The 13923-nt window shown below is 29.7% G+C and carries 15 protein-coding genes; 2 read left to right on the top strand and 13 right to left on the bottom strand.

What is annotated here, in order from left to right:
- Window positions 1–2: 2 nt before the first annotated feature.
- On the bottom strand, window positions 3–602 hold the full coding sequence (locus PZA12_RS10675; protein ID WP_103698688.1) for an NADPH-dependent FMN reductase: 600 nt from the start codon (window positions 600–602) through the stop codon (window positions 3–5).
- Window positions 603–970: 368 nt separating this feature from the next.
- On the opposite strand from PZA12_RS10675, the gene PZA12_RS10670 reads away from it, so the two are divergent.
- Both PZA12_RS10670 and PZA12_RS10665 read left to right on the top strand, forming a co-directional pair.
- Window positions 971–1903 carry a LysR family transcriptional regulator gene (locus PZA12_RS10670; protein WP_103698687.1) on the top strand — a complete coding sequence of 311 codons (933 nt, stop codon included), beginning with the start codon at window positions 971–973 and terminating at the stop codon, window positions 1901–1903.
- Window positions 1904–1982: 79 nt separating this feature from the next.
- A complete protein-coding gene (locus PZA12_RS10665) occupies window positions 1983–2921 on the top strand; it encodes an FAD:protein FMN transferase (protein ID WP_103698686.1) in 939 nt (312 codons plus the stop codon).
- 258 nt (window positions 2922–3179) lie between these two features.
- Here PZA12_RS10665 and PZA12_RS10660 read toward each other — a convergent pair whose 3' ends face one another.
- The 12 genes from PZA12_RS10660 to PZA12_RS10605 all read right to left on the bottom strand — a co-directional run bounded on the left by PZA12_RS10660 (window position 3180) and on the right by PZA12_RS10605 (window position 13640).
- Window positions 3180–4748: an AAA family ATPase gene (locus tag PZA12_RS10660; RefSeq protein WP_206490988.1), complete on the bottom strand. Its 1569-nt coding sequence runs from the start codon at window positions 4746–4748 to the stop codon at window positions 3180–3182.
- 176 nt (window positions 4749–4924) lie between these two features.
- On the bottom strand, window positions 4925–5932 hold the full coding sequence (locus PZA12_RS10655; RefSeq protein WP_103699385.1) for a DUF7309 domain-containing protein: 1008 nt from the start codon (window positions 5930–5932) through the stop codon (window positions 4925–4927).
- A 73-nt stretch (window positions 5933–6005) separates the two neighbouring features.
- A complete protein-coding gene (locus PZA12_RS10650; protein WP_103699386.1) occupies window positions 6006–6353 on the bottom strand; it encodes a calcium-binding protein in 348 nt (115 codons plus the stop codon).
- A 362-nt stretch (window positions 6354–6715) separates the two neighbouring features.
- Window positions 6716–7525 (bottom strand): ImmA/IrrE family metallo-endopeptidase, encoded by an 810-nt coding sequence (locus PZA12_RS10645; RefSeq protein WP_103699387.1) that lies wholly within the window; start codon window positions 7523–7525, stop codon window positions 6716–6718.
- Entirely contained in the window at window positions 7509–7946 is a 438-nt protein-coding gene (locus tag PZA12_RS10640; protein WP_103699388.1) for a helix-turn-helix domain-containing protein, read from the bottom strand. The genes PZA12_RS10645 and PZA12_RS10640 overlap by 17 nt, the downstream gene beginning before the upstream one ends.
- Window positions 7943–8302, bottom strand: a complete 360-nt coding sequence (locus tag PZA12_RS10635; RefSeq protein WP_206490982.1) for a DUF4258 domain-containing protein — start codon at window positions 8300–8302, stop codon at window positions 7943–7945. Before PZA12_RS10635 ends, PZA12_RS10640 begins: the two co-directional genes overlap by 4 nt.
- A 290-nt stretch (window positions 8303–8592) precedes the next feature.
- Entirely contained in the window at window positions 8593–9303 is a 711-nt protein-coding gene (locus PZA12_RS10630; protein WP_206490976.1) for a Fic family protein, read from the bottom strand.
- 742 nt (window positions 9304–10045) lie between these two features.
- Complete coding sequence (locus PZA12_RS10625) at window positions 10046–10180, bottom strand: hypothetical protein (RefSeq protein ID WP_278286309.1); 135 nt, start codon at window positions 10178–10180, stop codon at window positions 10046–10048.
- Window positions 10177–11001, bottom strand: a complete 825-nt coding sequence (locus tag PZA12_RS10620) for a CPBP family intramembrane glutamic endopeptidase (RefSeq protein ID WP_181006050.1) — start codon at window positions 10999–11001, stop codon at window positions 10177–10179. Before PZA12_RS10620 ends, PZA12_RS10625 begins: the two co-directional genes overlap by 4 nt.
- 509 nt (window positions 11002–11510) lie before the next feature.
- Window positions 11511–11810, bottom strand: a complete 300-nt coding sequence (locus tag PZA12_RS10615) for a DUF960 family protein (protein ID WP_103699311.1) — start codon at window positions 11808–11810, stop codon at window positions 11511–11513.
- An 86-nt stretch (window positions 11811–11896) separates the two neighbouring features.
- Entirely contained in the window at window positions 11897–12142 is a 246-nt protein-coding gene (locus PZA12_RS10610) for a hypothetical protein (RefSeq protein ID WP_103699312.1), read from the bottom strand.
- Between the two features lie 223 nt (window positions 12143–12365).
- Window positions 12366–13640: a hypothetical protein gene (locus PZA12_RS10605; RefSeq protein WP_103699313.1), complete on the bottom strand. Its 1275-nt coding sequence runs from the start codon at window positions 13638–13640 to the stop codon at window positions 12366–12368.
- Between the last annotated feature and the right edge of the window lie 283 nt (window positions 13641–13923).

Raw genomic sequence — 13923 nt, 5'->3', positions numbered from 1 at the left:
TCCTACTCTTCCCAAGTGAATTTTTTAACTTTTTTATGTAAAACTTTTTCTGCTAAAAGTTTTGATGTAATATCTGTAAATAGAAGAAACTCTCTGAAAATTTCATCAAGCTCTACTAGCTTATCTGCATAGATAAGATTTCCTGCGCTATCAAATGCACCTTGTGATTTTCCTAAAAGGAATTCACTGCTTGGCATTATTCTTGCCGCAAGCTCAGGTGAATCAAGTATTTGTCTAAGATGTGCCTGTGCACGAGAAGAACCAAGTGTACCAAGAGAAGCCCCAACTATTAAAACAGGCTTGTCTGTAAGTGCCTGACTAGTGTAACTAATCCATTCAAGAGCACTCTTTAAAACTGCAGGTATGGCATGATCATACTCTGGAGTTGCTATTATTACACCATTTGCTTTTAAAATTTTATCAGATAATTCTGCTACCTTTTCAGGAACATCAGAATCCTCTGGTTCATTAAAGGCAGGTAAATCCTTAATTTCATATAGTTCTATCTCTGCCTCACTCGAAAAATGCTTTTGCATAAATTGAAGCAGCATACGATTAGTTGACACATCTGAGTTAGTGCCTACAATTGCTAAATACTTCATAGTAATCCCCTTTCTGTACTTCAAAACTTCATAATTTTAGTAATTCTTTGATATAATTTTAACATGTTAAGTATATTATATCTAATAGTTATTTGTTGAAGTTTGATAACATATTTGTTATAATCGAACACAAGAATAAATGAGTAAGGCACTATCAAATCAAGTGAAACTTGATTCAGGTGGAGTTTGATCTCCATCTGAATCTTAGTTGAACTTATCTAGGGTCGTGCCGCTGTTATCTCCCACTTATAGAAGCGGGAGTGTTACAGCGGCTAGACATCAGATAAATAACAAGTCCATTTGCAATGCTATTTTGGACTCGTTATTTATTTTCATGTGCCTAATTATTTCGCAAAAGGGTGAATTAAATGTCAAAATACTATTCTCAGGATATTCTGTATTATATTGATGCCATTTTAAAATACAGTAATTATGGCAAGGCTGCCAAATCACTTTATATTTCTCAACCTCACTTGACACAGAGTATTAAAAGGATAGAAAATCAGTTAAATTGTGAGCTTATAAGTCGCAGCACGCTTCCATATCGATTAACCGAGCAAGGTAAGATATATTATCAGTATTTAACTTCAATAGAAAATAATTACGCAAGACTCATTAGGGAAATATCAGCTGTGTCAGATATAGATAACAAGGTCATAAAGATAGGAGTGCTTCCTAGCCTTGGAACCTACCTTTTACCTCTTTTTTTACCAAAGTTTTTGGATATGCATCCAAACTGTAGGATAGAGCTTTCAGAGACTTTACCAGAAAAAAATGAGAAACTCATTCAAAATGGTGAATTGGATTTTTGGATTGGACAAAATTCAAGAAATATTTCTCCAAACTTAAACTCTATTACTTGGGGCAGACACGGATACCGTGCTATTATTCCTCGAAGCTGTGATCTATATCAAAAAGATGTAGCCATTATTCCAGAAGGAACTATGGACATAACCAAGATATTGCGTCAAAATCTCATACTAACTTCCAAGGGTTCTGCTATAAGAAAGCAGATAGATCAATTATTAAGCATTTACAAGGTAGAACCAAAAATCATAATGGAAAGCACCGAAATCAACACTGTATGTAACCTTGCAGCGAGTAATTTAGGACTGACCTTTATACCAGAAAGCATATATGTAAAAGAGTGTCCATCTGAATACAACATATATCAAATTCCAATTGATGAATTGAATTTAGATTATTTTATGGCATATCACAGTGAAAAAAAACTAACTGATATTGATAAAGACCTTATAGATGCATTTCTAATTCATGGGCAAAATAATTTAGGAAACTGACAATTAATAACAAGTCCAAAATATAATGGCAAGAGGACTTGTTATTAATTTGATAGTGCCGCAAATATAGGAGGGCAAAATGAATGAGTATACGAAGATAATATATCTTATGGGAACGAAAATCTCTCTATATGTAAAGGGAGATGATGCTGAAAAGCTAGCAGAAAAGGCTGAGTCTATGCTTATTAATTATGAAGAAGTCTTTAGTGCTAACAGTGATAAATCACAGCTTGCAATGCTAAAAAAAACAGCTCCACTAGCTCCACAGGAAGTTGATGCAGAGCTGTATGAACTGATAAAAATAGGAAAAAAACATAGTCTATGTGAGAATACATATTTAAATATTGCAATAGGACCATTAATAAAGTTATGGAGAATAGGCTTTAAGGAGGCACATATACCAGAGAAAGAAGCTATAGCAAAGGTACTGGAACTTTTAAAGCCTGAAAATATACAACTAGATGATGAAAAAAAGACCGTGTATTTCTTGAAAAAAGGCATTGAAATAGACCTTGGAGCCATAGCTAAAGGATATTTTGCTGATAAAGTCATGGAATTCTTTAAGAAAAATGGCGCTGTTTCAGCTATGGTAGATATGGGCGGTAATGTTCTCGTTTTTGGAGACTCACCATCAAACGGTGGTGACTGGAATGTGGGAATACAAAATCCATTTCTACCAAGAGGAAATGCTGTGGCACTTGTAAAAATAAAAGATCAATCCGTTGTAACCTCAGGAATATATGAGAGAGTGTTTGAAAAGGATGGACGTAAATACCACCATATATTTGACAGCAAAACAGGCTATCCAATAGAAAGTAATATAGCTTCTTTAACTATTATTGCTGATAAATCAATAGACTGCGATATATATACTACAAAATTGTTTGGATTAGATGCTGCTTCAATTATTCATAGAGTTAATAGAATTAAAGGTATGGGTGCTGTTGTAATAACTGTGGATGGAAGACTAGCCTATACAGACAATCTTAAAGGAAAAATATCTCCATTAACAATGTAATATTCCAAAGAATAAGGTTGCATTCATTGTTGTAACCCAAAATCTCAAAAATTTTGTGCGAATTATAAATTATGTTTGTTTATATAAGGCACATTCAAATAAATAACAAGTCAATTTGCTTTCCAGTTAAATTTTTGTGGTTTTGATTGCAATGCTACCCCAATAAAAAAACATAACCGCTTGTAAGTAGCTAGTTAAGCTAGCTACAGGCGGTCTTTGATATTTATGGTGGAGGCGAAGGGTGACATTTTAAATCCACTACGCTTCACTAAAATACACACTTTCTATCTTACAAGTATGATTTTTCATTTTTGAATCATAACATATAGCTACTAGTAGTACATTTTCATGCTCTTTTATAAATTTTTGAAAATACTCTTTTTCCTTCATTTGATTAATTGCTGAATCTACAGTATCATCTTTCTTAAGTTCAAGAATAAATGGAGTATCAGCCTTTCTTCTTGAATGAAAAGTAAAATCAGCAAAACCTTTTCCTGTTTTCTCTTCTCTTTCAACCCTATATGTATCCCTTGCACTTAAATATGCTAAAGTTACTACACATGACAAGCTATTTTCGTCATTATATTGTAATATAGGTATTTCTGAATTGTGAATATCATGTAATATTTCTGCTACTTTTTCAGTATCTTGTGATACTGTTGCCTTTAACATGTTTCTAGAATTTTTAATAATTTCAGATACATAACCAAAAGATTCATCTTGAAGAGCTTTCTCAAATTCTCTCATTAATTCTTTATTAGGTATTTTCAAATATCCATCGTAATAAGATAAAAATCCTAGAATTATCATAGCTGAATATATTTCTGTTTTAGTTTTAGGTGCTTCTTGACCTGCCCTAAATTCTTCATTTATTATGATATCAACATCATAACCTGATACCATTTTTATTACATCTTCCCTTACATCCATAGTATTATACTTTAAATATTCCTTAACTTCATCCATAGCCCCTGTATTAGTCCAATAGCTTATACATTTCCCATTTTGAAGTGCTTTAACTACAGAACGTGGATTGTATATTCTATCTCCATCTTCATTTATATATCCATTATACCATTCACTTATTTCTTCAAAAGAAATCTTACTTTGCTTTTCACATAATTCCTTTACTTCTTCCTCTGTAAAACCAAAATATTTTCCATAAACCATATCATTTAACATTGTATATTCATCAAACATATTTAAAGCTGAAGTGCTTGAATGTTTCTTTATTGGAAGTACTCCAGTCATATAAGCAAGTGCAACATATGATCGATCCTTTAACAAATTTCTTAAAAACTCTAAGAAATCATTTTGATGCTCTTTAAATAAATTATTATTAAATATATAATCCCATTCATCAATAATAAATATGAATTTGTCATTTGTAGCCTCTAGCATATCACTTATTGTAAAATATTTTTCTGGTTCAATTTTGCCATATTGCTCTATTATATCATTTATAAGTGACGTTTTTATCATTTCCATATAATCACTATACGTATTTCCTCTATCTGATAACTTATTAAAAGATATGCTTATGACATTATATTTATTTAAATTCTGTAAATAGCTTTCACTATTACTTATTTCAAGTTTATCAAAAATTTCTTTACTATTAATTCCTTTTGTATAATAAGCTCCTAGCATGTTAATAACACTAGTTTTTCCAAATCTTCTTGGTCTTGTTATGCATATATATTTACTTTTACTAGATATTTTTTCATTTAATAATGATATTATCTCTGATTTGTCTACATAATATTTTTCCTTATATAATTCAATAAAATTTTCTAAAGAACTTTTCGTATTTAAATATATCGCCATAATACATCTCCTTTAGCAAAACCATTTATATGTTAATATTATATCCCATTTATAGGAACTATTAAACATAACATAATTTACTTTCCGCATCATCTTTTATATTTCTTTCTACTTCCCTCAAGGACATGGTTCTTTTCTTCCAATATTAATATTTTTATAATTACATTTTTTCTATTTTAAAATCTAAACTGATAAAAAGATTCAACAAATTCATCAATTGTATGTAAGTTCAATGATTCTATAACTTCTATGTCAGTTTGTTCACACAAGTCAATTAATATGCTTGCCATATAAGCATCTCTAACTACTATATTTTTAGGTCTTCCTATTCGAATAATATAATTTATTACTGTTTCAAATATTAGATCAACAACATTATCTCCAGGTGTTACCATGTTTTGTGATAATACCACTCCTTTTCTTGCATCTACTAACATACATAATCTATGTATAAATGGTTTATCATATTGCTTATCGTTTATTGCAGAATTTAAATATGCTATATCTAGTTCTAAAATAGAATTATCTTGTTTTTGCTTCTTTAAGCGATTTATTAATAATTCATCTTTCAAAATAGCAACAGGATAATCCATATCTGGAATAATCACTGCTTCTTCTGAATTTACCCATATATTGTTTTCCTCATCAAATTTACGCATTAATGTCTTACCATTTTTAAAATCAATCTCCATACCTTTATTTAGTGAATCAATAGCCATATATACATGTTTTAATATTTTTGTAAATTCTAATACTTCATCTCTATCAGGCATATACGGTACATAACCACTTTCAAAAGTTCTAAAATATATCCAATTATTTTTTCCTCTAAACTTCAAATCTAATTTCTTTATAATGTCACGTTCTTTTGTTGTCAATTCATCTCTATTACCATAATTACACATAACATTATTTTGATATCTTATTAACTGATGACTAGGCATCTCACTACTATAAGCCATTTTAAAAAAGCCCTTTATAGAATCTAATCCATAATAAGCAGCAATACCATAACATTCTCCACCTTTTCCCATAACACTGCATACACATGGCTCTTTTTTATTTGACTCAATTATAGTTATTAAATCCATATCCCATAGTCTCTCCCATGGCTTTAACTCCTTAAGCTTTATAGCAATATCATATAAAGCTCTCCATTCTTCCAACTTAGCTTCAGTTCTCATCTATTAAATTTCTCCTATCTATTTTTATTTACAATACACGTTTATTTAAATGCTCTTTATTATAATCAAATATTTATCTATTACAAAACCATACACTATAGTCATCAACTATTTCTTTTTCTTCCCCCTCAGCTTCTAATAAGCATAATTCTATACAATATTTTCTTCTTCCTTTCTTTACATCAACTATTATTCCATGCAAATCATCTATCATACCAATACCAAGAACTTTTAACCTATCACCAACTTTAATTATTGAATCATAATCACTTTCTACAACTTTTGCTTCAAAAGGAAATTTTAATTTAGCATTTAGGTATTTTTCCCACTCTTCCAGCACTTTTATCTCATCATCTTCTGGCATATCTTTTATTACATTATAAATTCGTTCATCTTGCTTACAATGTATTTCCCATTTCAATATTATCAAACTCCTCTACTATATGTTTTTGCCGCAACACTTAAAATAATATCATATTCAATAATATTTTAAGACATAATTTTGTAATTGATGCATCTTTTTTCACTCATACTTGCTTCCATTAGTATTTTTATTGAAAATTAACAAGTTCAGTCATTCTTCCCTCTGAAATACCCCAGGGGTGTTTTAGGAGAACGTAGTTATCCTCTTGCTACTGAAGTCCGAAGGGCTGAAATTGCTACTTAATTAACCTGTGTATATCCTAATTTTATCATACATTTTTTGGTATGTAATTAAAAAGCCATACTTTTTTTAGGAAGTATGACTTTTCTCTATTACACATATCTTAAATTATCCGTTTATTATATGTCCCATAATAAATCCAATATATCATCATCATCTGCTTTTCTTAATAATGTAAAAACTCTGCCTAAGTTATTTTGAAACATAGATTCTTCTATAATTTTATAAGTATCTCCATTTTCTTTAAACCAAATACTACTTTCCAATACATCCTTAATTTCAGCACTTGTATTATATGAGGTTAACAATTTATGTGCTGATGATTTAGTTATACATCCATCTTTTAGTTCTTCCTTAAATGTTTTCGACTTCATTTGAACATATTTTTTTCCATTTGGATAATAAATTAATACTACAGCCTCACTATCTGCATATTGTAAGACTCTTCTAGCCATTACTACTAGAGATACACCATACTGTTCAGCTAAATCTTTGATTAAAGTCAACGTAATTCTCTTACCTTTTATGTCCTCGAGTAAATTACTTTTTGGTACTAATAATTCTGATGCAAAATCATTTGCTTGATTCTCAACTTCATCATCTGAATCAAAATTTACTATCTTATCACACTGCTGCAAGTTTTCATGCCATGGCATTATATAATGTCCAATTTCATGAGCTATAGTAAAACGTTCTCTCTGAGGATATATTGCTCTAGAATTATCTATAATTATATTTTTCTTGCCTGCTGATACTATTAGCAATGCTTCAATTGAATATAATGGTTCATAATTGATTTTTAATTCTAATGTTTCACATATTTTTGTTAAGTCTATAGGTGGAGTTAAATCAAATGATGAAACAATATCCTGAGCGTACTGCTCAGGATAGTTATATATATAATTACTCATTTTATTTATATTTTTCAATAGTCTCTGCAACTCTTGAGTCTATTTTTCCTTTTTTATTTCTTGCTGCTATATCATATGAACCATTGATATAAGCATCTATATCTTTTCTATTAAATCTCCACTCTCTCCCAAACTTTACAGCCTTTATTCTACCATCTTTTATCATATTATATATAGTTTGATTACTTACCCTTAGAAGATCTGCAACCTCTGTTAGGTTTAAAACATCTGGTTTGTCTTCAGTTTTTATATCTTCTAAGCTCTTACTAAGCTTTTGAAGCATCATTGCATCTTCACTCTCTAATACCATTTCTCCACATTCTGGACATACATACGCACTTATACCATTTACAGTAACCTTATAATCACCCCACCCAGTGTTAATTGCAGTGATTTTCTTTTCCATTTCATGATTACAAATATAGCATTTCATACTCATTTTTTATGCATCTCCCTTCTTTTTAAAACATTTCCGATACATTCCCAAACCTCATCTTTTGTTCTACAAACTGTAACTATAACAGGAATATCTCTATCTGCCACTACCGTATAAACTTCAGGCTTATCTATATTACCTTCTTGAAATAACACTTTAAAATCATCTATTTCATTTCCGATTTGAACCTCAATATTTTCCCCTTCAGTTATGCAACTTATAACCTTCTCTAAAGAAATTTTACGCTCTCCCATTCTATCAAGTGCATGATTACTAACTCTATAATAACCATCATTAACCTTCTGACGTATATTATTTTCAGCCATTTCACATCGTAACTTTGCCAACTCATCTATCATAAATTTATTACCTCTTCTTATATATAATATACACATTTAATTAAAAAATTACAATAAATTATTATAAATTGTTATAAAATATTATAAATTAATATAAAAATTAAAGCCTTAACTTTTCTAAAGTTGTTAAGACTTTTAATATTATCCAATTCCTTAATTCATTAAATTTATTAATTAATTATCTGATTCACTTAACTCTATTTTCATTGAACTCAATAACAAGTTCAGTCATTCTTCCCTAGCAAATACCCCCGAGGGTGCTTCTGAAGTCCGAAGGGCTGAAGTTGCTGCTAAAACATGTTCTTATTTTCTAATATAAAATCTTTTTGATTTTCTATATATTGAGTTAATGGTTTTATATTATCTTTTAAAGAACCACCTAATGCCTTTTTATATTCATCTGCTGATTCACCATTCATATATTTTAGTGGTAATCTATTATCTAGTAACTGTTTTAAATATATAAATCGTCCTATTCTTCCATTGCCATCTTGAAATGGATGAATGACTTCAAACTCTAAATGAAATCTTGCTATATCCTCAATTGTTACTTTTTCTAGTGAGTTAAAATTATTTATTAAAATATTCAACTTATCTTCAACTTCCAAAGGACTTGCTGTTTCAAAATCAGCTCCAAGTATTTTATTTTGATATTTTTTAAATATTCCAGCAAGTCCCATGTCATACAAACTTGTTCTATACATTAAACTCCCATGCCATTCCTTTATCATGTCTAAAGTTAGCTTTTTATCTAAGGTATCAATTACCATATCAAATGTATAAAATGAATTTACTGTTTCTTGAACATCATCTAATTTATGAGTACCCTGAACTATATTTTTTTCAAATAAAAGCTGTAGTGCTTCTGGTGTAAAATTGCTTCCTTCTATTTTATTTGAATGATATATAAAATCATATTTTAATATTTCATTTAAAGAATTATGAAGACCTTTAGTTTCTTGTAATACTTGTAGAAATTTTTTATAATCTATGTTTTGCATTTTTACACCACCCTCTTTTTTAATTGAGAATTGAAAATTAAGAATTGATGCCCTGCAAGGGTATCCTGTGGAGAATTATTTCCTCTTTTCAAAATTATCTCCTATTCTCTATTCTACATTCCCCATAGCAAGTTCACTCATTCTTCCCTCACAAATACCCTCGAGGGGTGCTTCTGAAGTCCGAAGGGCTGAAGTTGCTAGACATTAAATGGTAGTCGAATTGATTTTTCATATATTTTTTACACTACCCTTTAAATAAACATTTCATTTAAGTTAAATATCATCTCAATAATAACTATGACTCTTTAATTTTTATCAGGCAGTCTTTTCTATAAAAAGCCATTCCATATAAGCAAAGTTTTATCAATAAAATAATGTCCTCTTGTTATTAACATTTCAAAATTATCTATGCCTATTGGTAGTGCTTTGGATTCCATTTAATCACTTCCATTTCTTTTTTGTCTTGCTAGCTTTATTATAACCTAAATTACATTAATCTAAAATAATCTTTTCCAATTATATAGTAGAACCACTGTCTCCACATGTCACGAAGTGGTTGAGGCGTTTTCTCTCCCCCTTTCCGCAACATAACTTACAAACGAGGTGAATTTTGTTGCATACTGTAAAAAAATTCTTCAAGAAATTTTTTATAGCACAAAAAAGCACATAATTAGATTGATTAATCTGTTTATGTGCTTTTCATTCAATTATTCCTTCAATATGTTGCAAAAAGCTATATTCCTTACAATTTTAACTTATTAGCAAGTTCAGTCATTCTTCCTTCACAAAGACCCTCGAGGGGTGATTCTAAAGTACGAAGGGCTGAAATTGCTATTCCCATATTGCTTCTCTGAATGACTTTCCACATAACTGTCAAAGAGCTTCTTCTCCTGTTTTATCAGTCTCTCTAGATATTTCAAACCGTTTGAAAATATACAATGATATAACTAACAAAACAACTCCAACTGCTAGCTTAATAGGACTGAAATCCACTTTATATAGTTCTGGAAAATATGATACTATATAACAGAATAAATTATTCAAACCATGTAATAAAATAGTTATAATAAGGTTTCTTGTTTTTAAATATACTAATCCCAAAATTATGCCTAGTAAAAAGGCATTAATCCCCTGGATCACATTTAAGTGCAAAATTGCAAATAATAATGCGGAGACAGTTATTGATATAATAGGCTTATACCTTCTTGATAATTGTTCCAATATTATTCCTCTCATAAATAACTCTTCAAAAATAGGAGCTATAAATACCATCGAGCAAAACGCTGCAAATGGAGTTTGTAACATTTCTGTAAAAACAGCATCAATCCAACTTTCAGAGACTAGATTTTGTACTATCAAACTAATTGTATTATCATATGTTAAAATATACCCAATTAAAATAAATAAACAATAAATGGTAATTTTTATATCAAACCTACATTTTAATTTTATGTCAAACTTATTTTTCTTTAATAAACTCTTATATATAATAATATACGCTATCATATTGCCAATAGCAGATGCATAAGTATTGTCTAAAATTTTAATTCCACTTGCAATATTAAGAATACCCATTAACATAGCTATAAAAATTCCACCTATTACTTGAAGCCCGATTATTAGAAGTAGTATCATAATACTCTCCCAAATACTGATACCACCCTTTATTTCATTATCATCTTTATGTACACACTCCATAAAAACCTCCATCTATATTTACATATTAATTGAAACAAACAACTACCAACTTCTACCATTATGATACATAACTATGTCCATGCATATAACAATCTATATCCTGAAACTACCAATAACAACTTTATAATACATTGTATTTTTTATAATTATAGTACACTATGCAAGTTATTGTGTAACATTCTCTAATCAAATTTATAAGTATCTTATTCCTACCATATCCGAATGGTGAAGGCATAACTATAACAAGTTCAGTCATTCTTCCCTCACAAATACCCCCTGTGGTTGCTTCTGAAGTCCGAAGGGCTGAAGTTGCTAATTTAATCAGCTAACTTGTATCTGGTAATCTTTAGACCTCAGAGGTCGTTGCAATCAATTTACCACATATATTTTCCTAATGCAAGTCTACACGCGCTTTCAGCGGGCGAGATTTTTATACTTTCCTATACAATAACAAAAAAGAACACCCTAAAAATTAAGGTATTCCTAAATTGCTCTATTATATTTTTTAATTAAAATTCGCCTGCCAACATCATCGTTGCATTTCCATCACCAGTATCAATAATATAAACCTTTGCTGTCACTCCAAAGTTCGTATAGAATTTCATAGTATTTTTGTATTGTGGCTGTTCCTGTGAATGAATTATTTCTTGTAAGCCTTCCTCTTCATCACTTAGCTTTAAATCAAAGGCTTGCAAATAATCCTTTTCCTCCACGTCCATTTCATCTAGCATTTCCCATAGTATTAAGTATATAAGTGGATTTATTTGTCCCTTTATTCCTCTTGTGATGTATCTCTCTTTATCAAACATTGTTATCAATCACCTTTCATTCTTAACTGTGGATATGATAACGCAAAATTTTAATAATGCAAGATAAATCTATAAAAACTATTTTATTATTTAATTCGTAATGATTTGATTTGCTCTGCCATGTTACATATAAAATCTCTTTCTGCTGAAGTCAAACTATCAAATACCCTTATAAACTCATTTGTTTTATAATCTTCTCCACGAATAATCGTTCCAACAATAAAGTATTCTAATGGAGTTTCTAGTATAACACTAATTTCAGCTAACCTTTTTTGCTTTATTCGATTTCCAATAAGCTTATAATCTATTATATCTGAATCTTTGATTTTCATGTATGGCCACCTCTTTAATCATACTGTATCAACATTACCTTATATGTTTAATTAACATATAATTCAATATAGAAGCCATTCTTCACTAAGAGGTGTCAAATTTTTATATTAATAAGTATAAAAATAGCACTAACCTATTCAAGCCAGTGCTATTTTTTAATTTAAGGTCTTATTTACATTTATCAAGTATTTCTTCCAGTCCTTCGTTACTTGTAATAAGTACTTATTCTACTTTATAGTTTTGTTTTAATTCAGCCCTTAATTTATCTGATATATCTGTATATATACATATTATTTTTGTATCAAATCCCTTTATTTTTTCTTTAATTTGCTCGTCTGTTAATCCCTTTATGTTTAGTTTCTTATAACTTGGAATTAAATTTGTAGGTCCTCCGTATGGGTCATAGTCTTTATCTGTTAGATTTAGTACGTCAACTGTAATCTTACCAGTTGCATTAACTACATTAGTCACATTGCTCATTGTTGCTACATTACCATTAACTGATAATCCTAAGTTTAAGAAGGAGTTCATATCACTTAAACTTATAAACTGCTCGTTGTTGATTGTGTATATTGATGGTTGTACCTTTACATTATTTAACATGAATGTTTCTGTATATGGTGTTGCTACTGCATTTTCAGATGGTAATGCTTTTAATTCACTACCGTTTGGTGTATATATACTGCCTGTTACAATATTATTGTTAGTTGTTTTAGCATAGTTTGCTGTTTTATTAAATTGTCTTGTTGTTTTATACAATATAGTAGCTAAGTCTTCAGTTCTGATATAGTTTTCTCCATTAATATTGTATGCTGGTAATGATGCTGTTTTACCAATTGCTTGTACCACTAATGAAGTTGGTACTGCATTTTCAATTTTTGCTTCTGCTAAGTTTAAGTTCTCATCATTGTTTCCAACGTATAAAAGACACTCATTGCCTCCTTCACCATAAGAACTATCGGTTATTTTGTATAAGCCTGGTTCAGTTAATGTAATTGCCTTATCTGTTTGATAATCAGCTTGAAATGGTAACTCTTTTAGATAATCCTTTTCACGTGCTCCACTTATATATCCCAGATTATCCATTTGAGGTCTTATGAATACAACTCTACCTCCAGATACCCTATACATTAATTTATCATATTGAAATATATAACGTCCGTTTGTTCCGCTAAAATTCACTGTTACGGGTCCTTTTGCCCATAACATTGTTTTATGGTCTTCTCTTCCTGCCCCTACTACGTTATTAACAGATAGAGTTGATTTGCCTAATTTAGAGTTATATAGTCTTGTACCGTCACCTACTGGTGATAATGTTTTTATTACTGGGTTATTATTACTGTCACGAACATATACAAATGAATCTTCTTGTAGTGCAATTGCTTCATTATGTGAATCATATGTTGTGTTAACAGTATTTGTATCTGCAAATGCTCCTGTAGATGTCATAGTTGCAAGTATTAATATCATTACTAATGTTCTTATTTTTTTGCTCATTTTTTTATTCCCCCTAAACCTATATTGAGTACTCTCGGAAACTCTATAACGTCCGAATTTACTCTCTTTTAGTTATTTATACTTTCCTGAATTACCCCCAATATTTATGAATACTTTTAAACTTTTTCTGCATAAAAATCTTTATTAATCAATAAAGATTTTATTAGAACCATTATTAACACATTAATTAGGATTTTTCATAAAATTTTATATTCATTCATTAGTTTCCGAGAGTACTCTATATTGTTAGTTTATTTTTTATTTGCTGTTTTCTTGAATATTT

This window comes from Clostridium beijerinckii, from assembly GCF_036699995.1.
Taxonomy (GTDB): Bacteria; Bacillota; Clostridia; order Clostridiales; family Clostridiaceae; genus Clostridium; species Clostridium helianthi.
The sequence above is the reverse complement of the archived record's forward strand: the minus strand, read 5'-3'. Positions and strand labels throughout refer to the sequence as shown.

Excerpts from the sequence above, each read along its gene's own strand:
- PZA12_RS10660 (WP_206490988.1), bottom strand. The coding sequence starts at position 4,748 with ATGGCGATATATTTAAATACGAAAAGTTCTTTAGAAAATTTTATTGAA.
- PZA12_RS10665 (WP_103698686.1), top strand. The coding sequence starts at position 1,983 with ATGAATGAGTATACGAAGATAATATATCTTATGGGAACGAAAATCTCT.
- PZA12_RS10615 (WP_103699311.1), bottom strand. The coding sequence starts at position 11,810 with ATGTTTGATAAAGAGAGATACATCACAAGAGGAATAAAGGGACAAATA.
- PZA12_RS10630 (WP_206490976.1), bottom strand. The coding sequence starts at position 9,303 with ATGCAAAACATAGATTATAAAAAATTTCTACAAGTATTACAAGAAACT.
- PZA12_RS10675 (WP_103698688.1), bottom strand. The coding sequence starts at position 602 with ATGAAGTATTTAGCAATTGTAGGCACTAACTCAGATGTGTCAACTAAT.
- PZA12_RS10610 (WP_103699312.1), bottom strand. The coding sequence starts at position 12,142 with ATGAAAATCAAAGATTCAGATATAATAGATTATAAGCTTATTGGAAAT.
- PZA12_RS10620 (WP_181006050.1), bottom strand. The coding sequence starts at position 11,001 with ATGGAGTGTGTACATAAAGATGATAATGAAATAAAGGGTGGTATCAGT.
- PZA12_RS10670 (WP_103698687.1), top strand. The coding sequence starts at position 971 with ATGTCAAAATACTATTCTCAGGATATTCTGTATTATATTGATGCCATT.
- PZA12_RS10655 (WP_103699385.1), bottom strand. The coding sequence starts at position 5,932 with ATGAGAACTGAAGCTAAGTTGGAAGAATGGAGAGCTTTATATGATATT.
- PZA12_RS10640 (WP_103699388.1), bottom strand. The coding sequence starts at position 7,946 with ATGAGTATGAAATGCTATATTTGTAATCATGAAATGGAAAAGAAAATC.
- PZA12_RS10605 (WP_103699313.1), bottom strand. The coding sequence starts at position 13,640 with ATGAGCAAAAAAATAAGAACATTAGTAATGATATTAATACTTGCAACT.
- PZA12_RS10635 (WP_206490982.1), bottom strand. The coding sequence starts at position 8,302 with ATGATAGATGAGTTGGCAAAGTTACGATGTGAAATGGCTGAAAATAAT.